This window comes from Rhizobium sp. PvP014 (genome assembly GCF_017876855.1).
Classification (GTDB): domain Bacteria; phylum Pseudomonadota; class Alphaproteobacteria; order Rhizobiales; family Rhizobiaceae; genus Neorhizobium; species Neorhizobium soli.
Window position 1 is genome coordinate 2,956,199 of sequence record NZ_JAGIOT010000002.1, and the last position, 17,017, is coordinate 2,973,215.

At 60.4% G+C, this 17,017-nt stretch carries 18 protein-coding genes; 7 read left to right on the forward strand and 11 right to left on the reverse strand.

Translation table 11 applies throughout. The features are described from left to right. Positions 1–148: 148 nt before the first annotated feature. Positions 149–2,710: a transglycosylase domain-containing protein gene (locus J3A65_RS18785; protein ID WP_209902780.1), complete on the reverse strand. Its 2,562-nt coding sequence runs from the start codon at positions 2,708–2,710 to the stop codon at positions 149–151. 240 nt (positions 2,711–2,950) lie between these two features. On the opposite strand from J3A65_RS18785, the gene J3A65_RS18790 reads away from it, so the two are divergent. The 5 genes from J3A65_RS18790 to J3A65_RS18810 all read left to right on the forward strand — a co-directional run bounded on the left by J3A65_RS18790 (position 2,951) and on the right by J3A65_RS18810 (position 4,769). Then, on the forward strand, positions 2,951–3,154 hold the full coding sequence (locus J3A65_RS18790; protein ID WP_209902782.1) for a hypothetical protein: 204 nt from the start codon (positions 2,951–2,953) through the stop codon (positions 3,152–3,154). A gap of 111 nt (positions 3,155–3,265) precedes the next feature. Continuing rightward, positions 3,266–3,508 carry a hypothetical protein gene (locus tag J3A65_RS18795; RefSeq protein WP_062454177.1) on the forward strand — a complete coding sequence of 81 codons (243 nt, stop codon included), beginning with the start codon at positions 3,266–3,268 and terminating at the stop codon, positions 3,506–3,508. Between the two features lie 104 nt (positions 3,509–3,612). Beyond that, a complete protein-coding gene (locus tag J3A65_RS18800; protein WP_062454176.1) occupies positions 3,613–3,810 on the forward strand; it encodes a hypothetical protein in 198 nt (65 codons plus the stop codon). A 276-nt stretch (positions 3,811–4,086) separates the two neighbouring features. Then, positions 4,087–4,299 carry a hypothetical protein gene (locus J3A65_RS18805; RefSeq protein ID WP_062454175.1) on the forward strand — a complete coding sequence of 71 codons (213 nt, stop codon included), beginning with the start codon at positions 4,087–4,089 and terminating at the stop codon, positions 4,297–4,299. Positions 4,300–4,394: 95 nt separating this feature from the next. Beyond that, positions 4,395–4,769 carry a hypothetical protein gene (locus tag J3A65_RS18810; protein WP_139283901.1) on the forward strand — a complete coding sequence of 125 codons (375 nt, stop codon included), beginning with the start codon at positions 4,395–4,397 and terminating at the stop codon, positions 4,767–4,769. A 15-nt stretch (positions 4,770–4,784) separates the two neighbouring features. Here the strand turns inward: J3A65_RS18810 and J3A65_RS18815 are convergent, their stop codons facing one another. After that, on the reverse strand, positions 4,785–5,264 hold the full coding sequence (locus tag J3A65_RS18815; protein WP_113166876.1) for a YbaK/EbsC family protein: 480 nt from the start codon (positions 5,262–5,264) through the stop codon (positions 4,785–4,787). Positions 5,265–5,814: 550 nt separating this feature from the next. Here J3A65_RS18815 and J3A65_RS18820 point away from each other — a divergent pair. After that, positions 5,815–6,024 (forward strand): cold-shock protein, encoded by a 210-nt coding sequence (locus J3A65_RS18820; RefSeq protein ID WP_062454173.1) that lies wholly within the window; start codon positions 5,815–5,817, stop codon positions 6,022–6,024. Between the two features lie 303 nt (positions 6,025–6,327). On the opposite strand, the gene J3A65_RS18825 is transcribed toward J3A65_RS18820, so the two are convergent. The 3 genes from J3A65_RS18825 to J3A65_RS18835 all read right to left on the reverse strand — a co-directional run bounded on the left by J3A65_RS18825 (position 6,328) and on the right by J3A65_RS18835 (position 8,783). Next, complete coding sequence (locus J3A65_RS18825; RefSeq protein ID WP_113166877.1) at positions 6,328–7,716, reverse strand: dipeptidase; 1,389 nt, start codon at positions 7,714–7,716, stop codon at positions 6,328–6,330. 174 nt (positions 7,717–7,890) lie between these two features. Continuing rightward, complete coding sequence (locus tag J3A65_RS18830; protein WP_062454171.1) at positions 7,891–8,322, reverse strand: MarR family transcriptional regulator; 432 nt, start codon at positions 8,320–8,322, stop codon at positions 7,891–7,893. A 248-nt stretch (positions 8,323–8,570) separates the two neighbouring features. After that, entirely contained in the window at positions 8,571–8,783 is a 213-nt protein-coding gene (locus J3A65_RS18835; protein WP_209903680.1) for a hypothetical protein, read from the reverse strand. Here J3A65_RS18835 and polA point away from each other — a divergent pair. Beyond that, complete coding sequence (gene polA / locus J3A65_RS18840) at positions 8,721–11,711, forward strand: DNA polymerase I (protein ID WP_209903615.1); 2,991 nt, start codon at positions 8,721–8,723, stop codon at positions 11,709–11,711. The two genes, J3A65_RS18835 and polA, sit on opposite strands and share 63 nt — an antisense overlap. A gap of 10 nt (positions 11,712–11,721) precedes the next feature. On the opposite strand, the gene J3A65_RS18845 is transcribed toward polA, so the two are convergent. The 6 genes from J3A65_RS18845 to phnE (J3A65_RS18870) all read right to left on the reverse strand — a co-directional run bounded on the left by J3A65_RS18845 (position 11,722) and on the right by phnE (J3A65_RS18870) (position 16,933). After that, positions 11,722–12,024, reverse strand: coding sequence for a hypothetical protein (locus J3A65_RS18845; RefSeq protein ID WP_209902785.1), 303 nt, complete (start codon positions 12,022–12,024; stop codon positions 11,722–11,724). An 80-nt stretch (positions 12,025–12,104) separates the two neighbouring features. Further along, entirely contained in the window at positions 12,105–12,698 is a 594-nt protein-coding gene (gene phnN / locus J3A65_RS18850) for a phosphonate metabolism protein/1,5-bisphosphokinase (PRPP-forming) PhnN (RefSeq protein WP_209902787.1), read from the reverse strand. Beyond that, the gene (locus J3A65_RS18855) at positions 12,698–13,837 is read right to left on the reverse strand and encodes an alpha-D-ribose 1-methylphosphonate 5-triphosphate diphosphatase (protein ID WP_209902789.1); all 1,140 of its coding nucleotides are present in this window, start codon (positions 13,835–13,837) and stop codon (positions 12,698–12,700) included. Before J3A65_RS18855 ends, phnN begins: the two co-directional genes overlap by 1 nt. Then, complete coding sequence (locus J3A65_RS18860) at positions 13,834–14,547, reverse strand: DUF1045 domain-containing protein (protein WP_209902791.1); 714 nt, start codon at positions 14,545–14,547, stop codon at positions 13,834–13,836. The genes J3A65_RS18855 and J3A65_RS18860 overlap by 4 nt, the downstream gene beginning before the upstream one ends. Before the next feature lie 113 nt (positions 14,548–14,660). After that, positions 14,661–16,013, reverse strand: a complete 1,353-nt coding sequence (gene phnE, locus J3A65_RS18865) for a phosphonate ABC transporter, permease protein PhnE (RefSeq protein ID WP_209902794.1) — start codon at positions 16,011–16,013, stop codon at positions 14,661–14,663. Continuing rightward, positions 16,013–16,933: a phosphonate ABC transporter, permease protein PhnE gene (gene phnE, locus J3A65_RS18870; RefSeq protein WP_192087767.1), complete on the reverse strand. Its 921-nt coding sequence runs from the start codon at positions 16,931–16,933 to the stop codon at positions 16,013–16,015. The genes phnE (J3A65_RS18865) and phnE (J3A65_RS18870) overlap by 1 nt, the downstream gene beginning before the upstream one ends. Positions 16,934–17,017: the final 84 nt, after the last annotated feature.

Below are 17,017 nucleotides of genomic sequence, written 5' to 3' on the forward strand. Positions count from 1 at the left end.
TTCCTTTGACAGTTCCTCGACTGGGAATTTTCGCAGCACCGGCTGCTGTCATGCGGGGTATATAAGGACGGGTTTTTCGGACTGCAAGGCGGGAATTCGCCTGCATTCACGCAAAAAAATGCAATTTTCCTTCTGTCTTTCTAACGGGCTACTGGCCCATGAGGATATCGTACAGCGTCGTGCGACGCGTTTCCTGCGGCTGGTAGACTTGTCCGACGTCCGAAGGCGGCATCGGACGGCCGCCGACATCGCCGGGCGGCACCGGTGCCTGGCTATCGTAAGGGGCACGATATTCGCGGTAATCCCTGTATTCTCCGGGTTGCGCCCGGTTGGCAGAACCGCCTTCGCGATACTGTCGCGGCGGCGGTCTGTTGTCATAAACCGTCCCGGTGTTGCAGACCGCGTTGTCACCATAGGCGCAATCGGGCTGGCCCGGTGGGGCAGGCTGGACTTGCTGGCGCGTTGCGGGCGGAGGCCTGCGCGCCGGCTGTTCAAGAGAGGCTTCTCCACGAGGTGCCGGCTGTTGGACCGGCGCACGCGGAGCTGGCGGAAAATTGTCGGGCGCAGGCGCTTCACGCTGATCGCTCGCCCCCGGTATGATGCCGGAAATGATGTCGCCAATCGATGTCGATGGCGATTGTTCTTCCTCAACGGGCGGTGGCAGCTGAAGGCCGCTGTTGAAACCGAACAGTGGCGTCGGGGTATAGCCCTTCATTGCCACCGTCATGTATTCCTTCCAGGCTTTTGCCGGCAGGCCGCCACCCGTCACCTTTTTCATGAAGGCGCCGTCGTCGTTGCCGAACCAGATCCCTGTCGTCATGATGCTGGTATAACCGACGAACAGCGCATCGCGGAACGACTGGGTCGTCCCGGACTTGCCGGCAACCTGCCAGCCGTCGAGGCGCGCGGCCCGGCCGGTGCCGTCACGGACGACGCCCGACATCATGCTGTTCATGGCAGCCGCAACTGGCGCGCTGAGAACCCGCGGCGGGTTGGTGTAATCGGCCTCATAGAGAACCTTGCCGTCCGTATCGGCAATCCGCTTCACGATATAAGGCGTCGCCTTGTAGCCGCCGTTCATGAAGGCCGCATAGGACGAGGTGAGCTCCGTCAGCGAGACTTCCGATGTCCCGAGCGCGATCGAGGCGTTCGGCTGGATGTCGGAATCGACGCCGAGCCGATGCGCCATCGACACGACCTTTTCAGGTCCCACCGCCATCACCAGTTGAGCGGCGACGGTGTTGAGCGAATGAGCCATCGCATAGGAAAGCGGAACCGGCCCCTTGTATTCCTTTTCGTAATTCTCCGGCGTCCAGTTGCCGATCCGGACAGGCGCGTCGTTGACGATCGTGTCCGGATTGTAGCCCGCTTCGAGAGCCGAGGCATAGACGAACGGCTTGAACGCCGAGCCTGGCTGGCGCTTGGCCTTGACGGCCCGGTTGAACTGGCTCTGCGCATAATCGCGGCCGCCCACCATTGCGCGGATGGCGCCAGTCGCATCGACGGACACAAGCGCCGCCTGCGAGGCGTTCAGCTTGCCGCCTTCCTTGGTCAGCACATCTTTCAAAGCCTTTTCGGCGGCTTCCTCAAGACGCAGATCGACGGTGGTCTCGACGACGACATCGACCTTCGGCTCCCCGATCAGACGCTTGACCTCATCGACCACCATGTCTGCGGCATAGTGCTGGGCGCCGTTCCAGGAGCTCTTGGCGTTGGAAGGCGGCTGCGCCATCGCGGTCTTGAGGTCGCTGTCAGTGATGTAGCCTTCTTCCCGCATCGTGCCGAGAACGACCTGTGCCCGCTCTTCGGCCGCTTTCGGATCTCTGGCAGGCGAAAGCCGCGAGGGCGCCTTCAAGAGACCCGCAAGCGTTGCCGCCTCGCCGAGGTTGACGTCCCGTGCCGACTTGTTGAAGTAGCGACGCGAAGCGGCCTCGACACCATAGGCGTTCGCGCCGAAGTACACCCGGTTGAGGTACATCGCCAGGATCTGGTCCTTGGTGAATTTCGTCTCCAGCCAGAAGGACAAGAGCACTTCCTGGATCTTGCGCTCGAACGTGCGGTCCGGGGATAGGAACAGGTTCTTGGCAAGCTGCTGGGTGATCGTCGAACCGCCCTGGATCGGCTGGCCTGTCAGGTTGTTGACGAAGGCGCGCGCCAGACCCAGCGGATCGACGCCGAAATGGGAATAGAAGCGCCGGTCCTCGATCGACATGACGGCCTGGGGCAGGTAGGGCGACATGTCTTCCAGCGCCAGCGCCTCGCCACCAGTCGTGCCGCGGTTGGCGATGACCGACCCATCGGTCGCGGTGATCTTCATGTTTGGCGGACGGTCTGGAATGGTCCAGCTGCTGGCAGACGGCATCTGCGCGCCGTAGTAGAGAACAAGTCCACCGATGCCGATCGCTGCCCAGATCGACAGGACGACGCACCAGTAAACCAGTCGTTTCAGGGGCGCGAAGAAGCCACCATTGTCGCCACCGCGATTTGACGATGCCTTGCGCGAAGACCTGTCGCGGTCGTTGGACGGGTCGGACTGCTTGCGTTTCTTGCGGGGCGGGAGATCGTCGTAGTCGTCTTCGGCCTTCTGCGCACGCCGGGTGGAGCGTCCATTGCCAATGATGCGGTCGTCCGCGTCGAGACGGAAGTCATCTTTGTCCTGCGATCCGCCAAAAGACGGTTCGACGCGTTTGTCCGATTTTCTGGCTGCCATGATGAGCCGGCATATCCCCGTTACGCGCATCCTGAATGCGCTGTTCTCACAAATTGTCGCCCGAGTTATCTCGCTGCAGTGTAAATGCGGCGATTTAAGGAGATGTAAAATCCGATCGGACGCTATTTAATATGAGTGCCGCCTAAAAAAGGCTGGATTTCTACGTAAAACAGTTGCTTTCTATATACGGTAATTTGCCTGTCGGATCGGTTTGAGTTCCACCTTGGAGGAGGGGAGTGCATGATCAGGATCGTTGAGGCTGTGGTCATCAATGGCGACCGGCGTGTTCCGGTCGGTCTCGTCAGCGTCAAGCAGGCGCTCGAGATGCCACATAACGGTGTCTTTTCCAGCGGCATGTTTGAATTCAGTCATCCGGCCTATGAGGCTGGAAAGACCGATGTGTTTCTGACGCGAGAGGCGCTGTCGAAGTTGCAGCTCATGTAGAAGCTCGGTGGCCTTGCCCGCAAACCCGCTACGGCGGCGCTGCATGCCCAGTCGCGTCTTGCGGACGGAACTTCATTCCGGCCCGTGGATTGTCTTCAAAAGGAGATGACCATGGCGAGAAAACCACTCAATGTCGGCTTCACCGGTGATATCGACCCTGAAACGGGCGTCGTTGAAAAAGCAAAATCCACAGCCGCGAAGGTGAAGGACGAAGCGGGAATGGTCGCAGCGCATGCTGTGGATCACCCGGCCGCTACTGCATCCGTTGCCGCATCCATCGGCGTGGCGGCATTTCTACTCGGTTATCTGCTAGGCGTTTCGTCCCGGCCCCACGACAGGCAACGCTGGCTTTGACCCGCGATCCGCGTCCAGCGCTAGCCCTGCCCGATGAGCGGACCGGAACAATCATTGGTTATAGCCGTTTCCTCTAGACCTACCCGGAGACAAAGGAGGCATTCATGCCGAATCGTGACCCATTGCCAACTCCCGGCGTCGAGACTCCCCGTGGTCCCGTGGGGACTGGCGGAGTGCCCGACCGCACGCAGGAAAAGCCGCCGCTGACCCCGACGCAGGATCCGGGGGATACGAAAAACCCGCAGGATCCCACATTGGAGCCGGCTCTGATGCCGACGGGAGACCCGGCAGGCGCTGCCTGATTCGTGGTCCGAAGAAATTGATGATCTACGCCTTCCGGTGACAAGCGCGCCGGGCGGCGTGGCTCGCGATAAGGGTGTGGCTATTGTTAATAACCCCCTAAATTGCACCCGTGCGATCTTGTTATTGCTATTCAATTAGTCAGATCTCACACTGCCGGCTGCATCCACTCGTTTCCTTCGCTGAGGTTTGGAGGCTGCAAGCGGATAAGTCTTTTAGCCTGATCGCGGCTCCCAGGGGTATGGGGAGGAGCCTCGCCATCCGCACGTGAGGGGCAAATGCCAAGTCAGCTTATCCGCAAGCCGGTCAGTTCCGGCCAGCTCAACCTATTGCAGCAAGTCTTCGACGAGACCTGCTCCGAGCACCACATCGATAAAAGCAGTCCAGATGCAGAAGCACTGGCGCTCATTCTCGTCAACTCGCTTCAAAAGGGCGCCGACGAAAAAGAGAAACTGGCTGCATTGGCGGAAACTCTCGCCAAGGCGCGGTAGATTCCGGGTCGAACAGACATTCGGGCCATTCAAGGAACATATCCTGTCTTCGAAAGTTGACCGTGCTCTCGATCAACAACAGACAGGAGGCCAAAATGGCAGAATCCGTAAAGAGCCTGAAGCCAACCGAATCCCAGTCGCCATCCTTCGATCATGTGCCGAGCGAAAACTCGGCATTTAATTCCGAGATCGCCAGCCTCAAGTCCGAGATCGCCAATTTGCGTGATCTGTTGGCAGAAAAAGGCAGCGTTGCTTATGACCGCGTTGCAAGCCGCGCGTCCGATGCCGCAAGCTACGTTTCGGAAGAAGCAAATTCCGTGGCCGCCACTGTCCGCGAGCATCCTGCAGCAACCACGACCCTGATCACCCTGATTGGCGGTATCGGCTTTGCGATCGGCTATCTCGTCGCCAACGCGTCCGTCGACAGCAAGCAGGCCTGGTATCAGCGTTACATCAACGACCGCTTCTAAGAATACCTTATCCGTCTAGCCGGCCGAACTATCCGTTCGGCTGGCGCAGTCGATCCAGAAGGCCTTGGTGAGTTCTGCAAGTCGTTCCGGGTCTATCCTGATCGCAGCATTCGTTGCTCCAGCTGCGGGCACGACCTCAGGGTAATCCCTTAGCGAAAGGTCGCAATAGACCTGGAGCTCAGTCGCAAGACCAAACGGGCACACCCCTCCGATCGGATGGCCAGTTGCTGCCATGACCTCATCGCCGGACAGCATCCGCGGTTTGGCGCTGAAGACCGACCTGAACTTCTTATTGTCGATGCGACTGTTTCCCGACATTACGACCAACAGCATGACGTCGCCCGCTCGCAGGCAGATTGTCTTCGCGATCTGGTCAGGATCGACGCCATGCGCGAGTGCTGCAAGCGGAACGGTCGCCGAACTCTGTTCGGTCTCGATGATCTCGATGTCAGGCGCGTGGGTCGCGAAAAAGCTGCGTACGGATTCAAGGCTCATGGGTGCAGCATGACCGAAGCGCATCCAGCGGGCAAGTCTCGCGAGGCATGCAATTCTTGCAATGCTGCGGTGCGAAATTACGTCTGTTTTTTGTGCGTTTCCGCTGTATGTTTAAATCATCGACGGACGCACTCCTCCTCCCAGCGTCCCCGATGGGGCCGGCAACACTCCTCCTCCCAGTTGTTGGCCAGTTTCAGAAGCCCGACGCACCTCCTCCCGCGTCGGGCTTTTCTGTTTGCTGAGGGGCTGGAGCGATGAGATATCTTAAGCGCCTGAAGCTCTCGAAAAGGCCCGCAACTCCAAGAACTTGCGTCGATGTAGCGGATGCAGGGCACCACGATCGCGTCTGGATCGATCGATTTGCGCCCGGTCCTGCAGGCTTGACGCCAAAACGGCCAGACCTTAAATCCTCTGCATCGATATTTGTTTGACAAGCCAGCACGTGGCTAAACTGCCCCGCCTGCGACGATCTTTCTTCAAATACGAAACACAAACGCCCCGGGAAATTCCGAACGGGGCAGTCGGTCATTTGCAAGAGAAAGGCATCGTTATGGCGACTGGTACTGTAAAATGGTTCAACGCAACCAAGGGCTACGGCTTCATCACCCCTGACGACGGTGGCAAGGACGTTTTCGTTCACGTCACCGCGGTCGAGCGCGCAGGCCTCGGCCAGCTGCAGGACGGTCAGAAGATCGGCTTCGAACTGACGACCGACCGCCGTTCCGGCAAGGAATCGGCTGACAGCCTCCGCGCCGTCTAAGATACTCGTTTCATTTATTCATGAAGGCCGGTCATCGACCGGCCTTTTTGCGTTCCGACGATGCGTTTCGAGCAAGGCACAGAGCGCCGTTAACCAAATATTAACCAATTCGCGAGACGATGAACATTAGAGCCAATGTCGTCGACGGCGGCTGTTTCGCATTGCATGCCCATAAGAGTGACCACGGATGTACTGGCACTTGTGATTGGGATCAGAAAGGTCGGGCTAGCCCGACCTTTTTCGTTTCGTATGAGCTGGACGTGTATCGGCAAAGGCGCTGTCTGCTGCGCCCCGCCGATGCCCTCACTTTGCGAGGGCCGTGATGATCCGGACCCAGGACCTGATCCCCTTGTGGTAGGACTTCAGGTCATACTTCTCGTTCGGCGAGTGGATCCGGTCGTCATTGAGTCCGAAGCCGACCAGCAGACTATCCATTCCGAGCATCTTCTGGAAATCGCCGACGATCGGAATGGAGCCGCCCATGCCGATGATGACGGCTGGATTTGCCCATTCGTCCGAAAGTGCACTCTTCGCCTTGGTCAAGGCCGGTGAGTCGTATGAAAGCTGGATCGCGGGCGAGCCACCATGCGGGTGGAACTCGACGTTGCAGTCCGCCGGGATCTTGGATGTCACATAGGCGCGGAACGCGTCGCGGATCTTGTCCGGGTCCTGCGTTCCCACGAGGCGGAACGAGATCTTTGCCGAAGCCTTGGCCGCAATGACGGTCTTGAAGCCGTCGCCAGTGTAACCGCCCCAGATCCCGTTGACCTCGCAGGTCGGTCGGGCCCAGGTCATTTCCAGAACCGAACGGCCCTTTTCGCCGGCCGGCTCTGAGAGCCCGATTTCGCCGAGGAACTTTTCGGCCGAGCGACCAAGCGTTTCCCAGCTTGCCTTGATGTTTTCAGGCGTTTCCTCGACGCCGTCGTAGAAACCTTCAAGGGTGATGCGGCCCGTGTCGTCGCGAAGGCCGGCGATGATACCGGTGAGAATGTGGATCGGGTTTGCGGCAGCACCGCCGTAAAGGCCGGAATGCAGGTCGCGGTCGGCAGCGGTGACAGTGATCTCTTCGCCGACCAGGCCGCGAAGGGCGGCAGCGATTGCCGGTGTGTCGGTGTCCCACATGCCCGTATCGCAGACCAGGGCGAAGTCGGCCTTGAGCTCTTCGGCATTGGCTTCGAGGAAAGGCTTCAGCGACGGCGAACCGGATTCTTCCTCGCCCTCAAACAGGATGGTGATGCGGATCGGCAGCGCGCCATGCACGTCCTTGTAGGCGCGGCAGGCTTCGACGAAGGTCAGCAACTGGCCCTTGTCGTCGGATGTCCCGCGTCCGGTCATGATCTTGCGGCCACCCGGGAGCTCCTTCAGCTTCGGATCGAAAGGATCATGTTCCCAGAGCTCGATCGGATCGACCGGCTGCACGTCGTAGTGACCGTAGAACAGAACGTGCGGCGCATCCGGCGTTGCTCCCGCGTGATGACCGACCACCATCGGATGACCGGGGGTGTCGCGCAAGGATGCTTCGAAGCCCAGCGTCGTCAATTCCTGGACAAGCCACTCAGCAGCTTTGCGGCAATCGTCCTTGAAGGCCGGATCAGTCGAGATGGACTTGATGCGCACGAGATCGAACATCCGATCGATGCTGGCGCTGAGGTTCTGATCGGCACGGTCAAGAACGGGGGAAAGTTCGGTCATAACAATATCCTGTGTGTGGATGCTCGGCGCCGCTGTAGACGTGGCTTGCGACGCTCGTTCCGGAAACTAGCAAGCCTTTATGTCACCGTACAATGGAAAAGGCTGATTGGTGCAGGACAACTAGCGGGCAGTAACGTCGACTGCAACCTTGCACTGACAAGTCTCTGGCGCCCCCTAGAGCTTGCGGGCGTTCTCCAAAATCATCCGCATGTATTCGATCATCAGGTCACGCTCGAATCGCTTGAACCCGGAAAACAGGGCCGCGTCGGCTTCCGCTGCCGCCTCCACCGCACGGGCCTCCAGGCTGCGGCCAAGCGCCGTCAGGGTAATGATCTTTGCCCGCTTGTCGTCAGGATGGGGGATGCGCTCGATGAGACCGTCGCGCTGCATCCGCGCGAGCGTATTGGCAACCGTCGCCTGCTCCACCTCGAGCTTGTCCAGGAGTTGCTTCTGGGTAAGGCCATCCTGCTGCCAGAGTTCCAGGAGAACGGGAAACTGGCCCGGGGAAAAGCCGAGGCTGCTTGAGCGCTGTTGCAGGGATCGCGCAAAACCCTTCGCAAGCTGATTGGCGAGATAGGTTGCGGAATGAGAGCGATCGAATGCCATGGCTTCGGTATCTTGCTTCCCGGTTGAAAGTCCAAACAGACCTTGCCCGGAAGGATATATCGCACGCCGTGCTTTCGCCAACCCTGCAACGCTTCGCTAGATGCTGTGAGCCGCAAACAAAAACCGCCACGACCGGGAGGGGAGCGGTCGTGGCGGCATGATAGAAGAACAAAGGCCCGGAGAGGGGGGTGAGCCTTTGTCCGGTCTGACGCGGCAGGGGGCAAGCCGGGTGCCAGACTGCGGCGTGATCAATCGCCGGTAAGCTTGAAATGTGCGGCGGAATGCGGCTTTTCAAGGGATTGGTCTATTACAAATCGGTAACGTTGCGGTGAGCGTTCGGTGGCGCTGCCGGCGAACTTTTCGTGGACGCCGAAGATGCCTCGGGGTATTCCATCCTCATGAAAAAAGGCGATCATCTCTTCCTCATCGACGGCTCCGGTTTCATCTTCCGGGCGTTTCATGCATTGCCCCCGCTCACCCGCAAATCAGACGGGCTGCCGGTGGGCGCCGTGTCGGGGTTCTGCAACATGTTGTGGAAGCTTCTGACCGATGCGCGCGATACGTCTGTCGGCGTCACGCCGACGCATTTCGCCGTCATTTTCGACTATTCCTCGAAGACCTTCCGCAAGGAGATCTACGATGCGTACAAGGCCAACCGGTCCGCGCCGCCGGAAGAGCTCGTTCCGCAGTTCGGTCTGATCCGCCAGGCGACCCGCGCCTTCAACCTCCCCTGCATCGAGACGGAGGGGTTCGAGGCGGATGACATCATTGCCACCTATGCCCGCCAGGCCGAAGCGACGGGCGCCGACGTCACCATCGTGTCCTCCGACAAGGACCTGATGCAGCTGGTGACGCCGATGGTCCACATGTACGACAGCATGAAGGACAAGCAGATCAGCGTGCCCGACGTCGTCGAAAAGTGGGGCGTAGCGCCTGAAAAGATGATCGATCTCCAGGCTTTGGTCGGCGATTCGGTCGACAACGTGCCGGGTATTCCGGGCATCGGGCCGAAGACGGCAGCGCAGCTTTTGGAAGAGTTCGGCGATCTCGAAACGCTTCTTTCCCGCGCCGGAGAGATCAAGCAGGTCAAGCGCCGCGAAAGCATCATCGCCTTTGCCGAGCAGGCGCGCCTGTCGAGGCGACTGGTGGAGCTGCGCACCGATGTTCCCCTGGAGCTCGAACTCGATGCGCTGGTTCTCGAACCCCAGAACGGACCAAAGCTGATCGGCTTCCTCAAGGCCATGAACTTCGGAACGTTGACGCGAAGGGTTGCCACAGCCTGCGACTGCAACGCCGATGAAATAGAAGCGGCGGATGTCGAGGTCGAATGGGACGATGCCGCCCGCGGTCCAGACCTCGATGCGGGCGAGGCGGCGAAGGCCGATACGGGAGAGGCCACAGCTCCGGCGCCCGCCGAGCGAGCGGTTTCAACGGTCGCAAAGGTAACCGGCGAAGCGACGCCAGCCTCCTTTGCCGAAGCTCGTATCGCCGCGTTCGGGCAGGCCAAGCTCGATATGGAAAACTACGTCACGATCCGCGATGTGGAAGTGCTTGATGACTGGATCCGCGCGGCGCGCGAGACCGGTTTCGTCGCCTTCGACACGGAGACGAACTCGCTCGACCCGATGCAGGCCGAACTGGTCGGCTTCTCGCTGGCGATCGCCGACAATACCGAAAGCCCGTCCGGTCTCGAAGTCCGCGCCGCCTATGTTCCGCTCACCCACAAGACCGGTGTCGGCGATCTCCTAGGCGGTGGTCTGGCCGAAAACCAGATGGCCAGCCGCGAAGCGCTGGATCGCCTGAAACCGCTGCTGGAAGATCCGACCGTCCTCAAGGTCGCGCAGAACCTCAAGTTCGATTACCTCGTCATGAAGCGGCACGGCATAACCGTCCAGGCCCATGACGATACGATGCTGATGTCCTACGTGCTGGAGGCCGGAAAGGCCAACCACGGCATGGACGCATTGTCCGAACGCTGGCTCAATCATAAGCCGATCGCGTTCAAGGACGTCGCTGGCTCCGGCAAGAGCGGGGTGACGTTCGATTACGTCGATATCGAGAAGGCGACTGCCTATGCGGCCGAGGACGCGGATGTCACGCTGCGTCTCTGGATGGTGCTGAAACCGCAGCTCGCGGCAGCCGGCCTGACACGCGTCTACGAGCGGCTCGAGCGACCGCTGGTCTCTGTTCTTGCCGATATGGAAGAACGTGGCATCACTATCGATCGGCAGATCCTGTCGCGCCTTTCCGGCGAGCTTGCGCAGAAGGCGGCGGCCTTCGAAGACGAGATCTATGCGCTCGCCGGCGAAAAATTCACCATCGGCTCTCCCAAGCAGCTCGGCGATATCCTGTTCGGCAAGATGGGCCTGCCCGGCGGTGCCAAGACCAAGACCGGCCAGTGGTCGACTTCGGCAAGCGTGCTGGAGGATCTGGCCGCGACTGGTCACGATCTGCCGCGCAAGATCGTCGACTGGCGCCAGCTGACAAAGCTGAAATCCACCTACACCGATGCGCTTCCAGGCTACGTCCATCCGCAGACCAAGCGCGTCCACACGTCCTATTCGCTGGCATCGACCACGACCGGGCGTCTTTCCTCGTCGGAACCCAATCTTCAGAACATCCCGGTCCGCAATGCCGAAGGCCGCAAGATCCGCACCGCATTCATCGCGACCCCCGGCCACAAGCTTCTCTCCGCGGATTACAGCCAGATCGAGCTGCGCGTCCTCGCCCACGTCGCCGACATTCCGCAGCTGCGTCAGGCCTTCGCGGATGGCATCGACATTCACTCGATGACCGCATCGGAAATGTTCGGCGTTCCCGTCGAGGGCATGTCGAGTGAGGTCCGTCGCCGCGCAAAGGCGATCAACTTCGGCATCATCTACGGAATTTCCGCTTTTGGTCTTGCCAACCAGCTGTCTATCGATCGCTCGGAAGCAGGCGATTACATCAAGCGGTATTTCGAGCGCTTTCCCGGTATCAAGGACTACATGGAGCAGACGAAGGCCTTTGCCCGTGAGCATGGCTATGTGGAAACGATCTTCGGCCGTCGCTCCCATTATCCCGATATCAAGTCGTCCAACCCGTCGATGCGCGCCTTCAATGAACGCGCTGCCATCAACGCCCCGATCCAGGGGTCGGCCGCTGATGTCATCCGCCGTGCGATGATCGGGATGGAGCCTGCCCTGAAGAAGGCCGGTCTCGACGAAAAGGTCCGCATGCTGCTGCAGGTGCATGACGAACTGATCTTCGAAGTCGAGGATGCTGCGATCGAAGAAGCGATCCCGCTGATCGTATCGACTATGGAAGAGGCGACAATGCCGGCTGTCTCGATGCGGGTGCCGCTGAAGGTGGACGCGCGCGCCGCCGCGAACTGGGACGAGGCGCACTGATCTGGCTTGATCAGCCGTTGGGGTAAAGGGACAGAAGAGCTGTCGATAGCAGCTCGTCGGCGTATCGGTGCGCCGACTGGCTGCCTTCATCCGTCATGCCCAGTTCACGACAGCGGTGGTGGACGGTGTCGAGGATCAGGCTGGCAATGCCCTTGGCATGATCAACATTCGCGTTTTCGGAGGTATCCAACGCCATGGCGAGCGAGGTGATGGACACGATCTCGAGCACGGTCATCCGGGCTTCCAGATTGAGCCTTGCCGTTCCCGCAGCCTTCCCGTCGTCTAAGTCATCAAGCCTTCGCGTTTGGTCCATGCTGCGCCTCTTATGTTAGAAAGTCCACATAGAGGCAAAATCGGGACTGTAAAGTGCCCGTCGTGAAGATAGTCGCAAAATCACACGCGCCGGAAAAGACGTCGTTCCAGCGTGTCGATCAGTGTCCGGGCGGCTTCGCTCAGGGACCCGCTGTTGTCGATCGTCACGACCGAATAGTCGCCATCGACAGTGAGGGAGCCGCGCTCGAGACGCCGCAGGATGTCCTCGCGGCACTCCCGTCCCCGCGCTTCGAGCCGCGCGGCGAGCACGTCGCGCGAGGCAATGACGTTGATGACCAGTGTGGCCGGATACGCTGAGTGGAAGTGTGCAAGCGCCGAACGGGAGCCATTGGCGATGACCAGACGGCCATCTTCGACGGCATCGAGCGTATCCCTGGGAATGCCATAGGATAGCCCATGCGCATTCCAGGACACGGCAAAGCGTCCGGCTTTTTCCAACGCAGCGAACTCGTCCTCCGAGACGCCGTCGTGGTCCTCGCCGCCGGAAGCCGGGTCCCGGGTGATTGTGCGGCGGGCAAACACCACGTCGTCACGACCCGCAAAATGCCGCGCAGCCTCCGCCATCAGCGTGTCCTTGCCCGCACCGCTCGGGCCGACCACGACGACGATCACGCCGCTTTTGCCACTGTCGCTATTCGCCGGGCGGCCGTCCATCAGGCGACCCGCCGACCTTCGCGCCACACGGCACGCGCCACCGGCACGCCCTCCGGACGATGGACCCGGACCAGATCGGCGCGCAGGCCGGTGGCGATCCGGCCGCGATCGTCGAGCCCGACGGTGCGGGCCGGCGTCGCACTCACCATGGCGATCGCCTTCGGAAGCGAAATGCTGTCGACGTCATCGGCCAGAATGAACGGCGCGTAGAGAAGGCTGAGCGGCACGTAATCGGACGAAAGCACGTCCAGCACGTCTTTCTCAGCCAGATCGCGGGCGGCAATATTGCCGGAATGCGACTTGCCCCGCACGATATTGGGCGCGCCCATCAGCACGCTCATGCCGGCCTGGTGCGAGGCCTTGGCGGCATCGAGACTGGTCGGGAATTCGGCGAGCTTCACACCATTGCCGATCGCCTCGTCCACATGCGCAAGCGTCGCATCGTCGTGGCTTGCAACCGTAATGCCGTTATCGGCGCAGACCTTCGCGATGGCGATGCGGTGCGGGGTTGAATTGCGCTCGGACTCTTCCACACGCTTGTCGATGAAGATCTTGAAGGCTTCGTCGGAAAGCCCGCGCTTTTTCTGGTAGTAGAAGATGTACTGGTCCATCGTCTGGAACTGGCGCTGGCCAGGGGCGTGATCCATCAGCGAAACGAGCCTGACAAAAGGGTCGTTGGCAAAATCGGCGAAGTGATCCAGCACATTGTCTGCCGAAACTTCGCAGCGAAGGTGGATAAGATGCTCGGACCGCAGGCGGCCCTGGCGCTCTGCCGCCTGGATGGCGTCTGCCATCGCCCGCATCTCGCCCTGCTCAAAGCCGCCGTCTTCGTCGGATCCCATCCGCAGGCAATCGAACACGGTGGTGATGCCGGAAGAAGCGATCTGAGCGTCATGCGCCTGGATCGCTGCCGTCGCATTCCAGCGCACGCCCGGACGGGGCGAATAGTGCTGTTCCAGATGGTCGGTATGCAGTTCGACAAGCCCGGGGATCAGATAATCGCCCTCGAAGTCCTCGCCGACCTGTGCGGACCCCTCGGAAATGTCTGCAATCTTGCCGTCCCGGATCTGGATGGAGCCGGTCACGATGCTGTCCTCCAGCACGATGCGGGCATTTGTGAATACGGTCTCGACGGTCATGGGGTCGTCTTTCTGATATCGGAGGCCGGCGCCAGGGGCAGCCAGCGGTGAACTGTAAAATCTGCGCCCCGCTCGGTCTCTACGAAGAGCGCAACTCCGTTGATGGAGAGCGGTGCGTTGGTAAAATCTGCAAATCTGGTTTCAAGTGCCGTGCGCATGGCAGGCGCCTGTTCGGGCGGGACCTGTCCGGTCAGCGTCATGTGAAAGCGGAACTCGTCCATGACGTAGGGGTAGCCCCAGGTCATCAGGTTGTCGCGGTGTTCGGGTGAAAGGTTCTCCGGTTTGCGCCGGGCAATATCGGCATCCGAAAGCGGCGCGCGGAACGGCTCGAAATCTTGGACCACGCGGGCGGCAAAGGCCTGCAGTTCCGGATGGACCTGGTCAGGCACCAGAGCGAAGAAACGGCCGAGCTGGCCGATGACGGCATTCGGAATGTCGAAACCCGGTGTCGCCGCCGCAAACCTCTCGAAAGCGTTGAGCAGTTCGGCCTCGCTGCGTCCTTCAGCAAGCTCGAACGGCGCCTTCAGCGTCGCATGAAAGGCGTAGCGCCGCGGATCGGCCGTCAGCGCGTGCACATCCTCTTCGGGAATGCCATCCACGACCGCTGTCTCGAAGCGCTCCCCGCGGAAGGCATCGCGGCCGAGCCAACGGGAGGCGGTCTTCGTCAGCGGATGATCCGCTGCGGGCGAAAAGTAGAGAGCATATCGCAAGGCATGGTTCCGGAATCAGGAAAAGGGCGATGTCCGAGACTAACCATCTGTCGCGCCTCGAGACAGCCTTCGGCTAAAAGATTTCCATGACAGAATGATGATGCGGCAACCTTTTAATGTGTCGGGCCACCGATCAGACGTGAGCGGATCGCGTTGGACACATTGTCGAACAGGAAGACCACCATCAGGATCAGTAGAACCATGTAGGCAACCTTGTCCCAGTCCGCATTGGTGCCCATCGCTTCGAGCAGCTTGAGGCCGATGCCGCCCGCACCGACGGCGCCGATAACAGTCGCCGAACGGGTGTTCGATTCCCAGAAATACAGCGACTGGGAGATGAACACCGGCAGCACCTGCGGCACGACGCCGAAGCGGTTGACGATGACGGAGGGTGCGCCGACCGATTTGACACCCTCACGCTGCTTGTCGTCGACATTCTCGACGGCTTCCGAATAGACCTTGCCGAGCGCACCGGCATCCGTGAAGAAGATCGCCGCGATACCGGGGATCGGTCCGGGGCCGAAGGAGCGGGTGAAGAACAGCGCCCAGATCAGCATGTCGACGGAGCGCAGGAAGTCGAACAACCGCTTCATGCCCCAGTTGGCGGCCCGGTTGCGGGTAATGTTGCGCGCCGCGATGAAGGCGAGCGGGAAGGCGAACAGCGTCCCGAGCAGCGTGCCGACAAAGGCCATGACCAGCGTCTGAAGCAGTTTCGACAGAATGTCCGCATGCTGCCAGACATTATTGCCAAGGAAGTCGTCGCGCATGTGGCCGATGTTCGAGCGTGCCGGATCCAGCCGCTCGCCGATCGTTGCAAGGTGTGCAAGCTCGCCCCAGCTCTTGCCCCAGAATGCCGACTTGGTGTCGAACAGGAAGTTTGCCCATCCAAGGAAGCGACGCTGCACATAGACCTGCGCCGGGCGGATTTCCGCCTGACCCTCAAAGCCGTAATCGACCAGCACCTTGGCTCCGTCTTGGCGGAGGGCCGAAGGCGCATCGGCTGGCGCCGTCGCTGCGTTGCTGTCGATCGTGACTGGATAGACCGTGCCGTTCAGATAGACATCGACCCGGCCCGGCGTCACATCCAGACGATCCGCATCACTGCCATAGGTCACGCGGTAACCGCCGCCTTCGGTTGGCTTAAGCCAGGAGATGTCGGAACCTTCGGCATACTGCCCGCGGCTCGACCACTGCGGCTTGACGGTGCCGTCGTCTTGGAAACGCAGGCGCGGCTGGGCGCGCCAGGAATACCAGTCCTGGAGATAGAGCGATGCTCGGTCCCACTGGCCGTTCCTGAAGGCGGGACCGACATTGAAGGCGAAAAAGCAGGCAACCAGATAGGCGAGGATCAGTCCGGAGCCGATCACCAGTCCGTAGCGCTGCAGGAAGGACCGTTGAAACACCTGCGGATAGGTTTCGCGCAAGCGCTCTCTGTCGGATGCATTGATGGCAGGTACCGATGGCATCAGGCTGCTCCCCTGCCAAGTTCGAAGGACTGCTGGCCGATCAGCCGGCGGCGAAGCCAGGACGAGAACTGGTCGATGGCAATGACGCTGACGAGGAGCAGAATGATGATGGCATAGGTCTTGGCCGCATGATCGCGACCGATCGCCAGGCGAAACACCTCGCCGATACCGCCGCCACCGACCGCACCGATAATGGTCGAGGCGCGCACGTTTACCTCGGCGCGCAGCAGCGTGTAGGACACGAAATTCGGCAGCACCTGGGGAACGATCGCGAAACGCACCCGCTCGACCCAGGATGCACCGGCGGCCCGCAAACCTTCATCCGGCTTCATGTCGGAATTCTCGACCACCTCGAAGAACAGCTTTCCGAGCGCGCCGATCGTGTGGACGGTAATCGCAATGATCGCGGCGATCGGCCCGATCGACAGGATCGCCGTCAGAAGTCCGGCAATGACGATTTCCGGAAAGGCACGCAGGATTTCCATGATGCGGCGAACGACGAAACGCACAGGCCCGGCGCCGACAAGATTGGTGGACGCGAAGAAGCACAGCAGAAAGGCGATGGCGGAACCGATAATCGTCGAAACCAGCGCGATGTTGATGGTGATGATCAGCTGGTAGAAGAAATTCGGGATGTAGAACGTCTCGGTAATATAGTGGCGATCGGCCGTGTAATCATATTTCAGCGAGCCGTCGGCATAGGGGGAGGGAAGGTCGAACATCGCCCGGATGATTTCCATCGGGCTGTCAGGCACGAAGCTGCGAATGAAATCGAACATATAGGGCAGGCGTTCGAAGAACTTGCCCGCATTGGCGTCATTGGCGAATTTCAGCGAGGCGAACAGCACGACCAGAAACACGCCAATCGTAATAGCGGTATAGACGCGGCGGGTTCGCAGCTGCTGCCGGTAATGCTGCATCATCAGGGATGCCGCTGGTCCCAGTCGGCTGCCGGGGGCGCCGTCGAGATTGCCGCCGAGATGTCCGGTCGTCTGTTTGCTGAT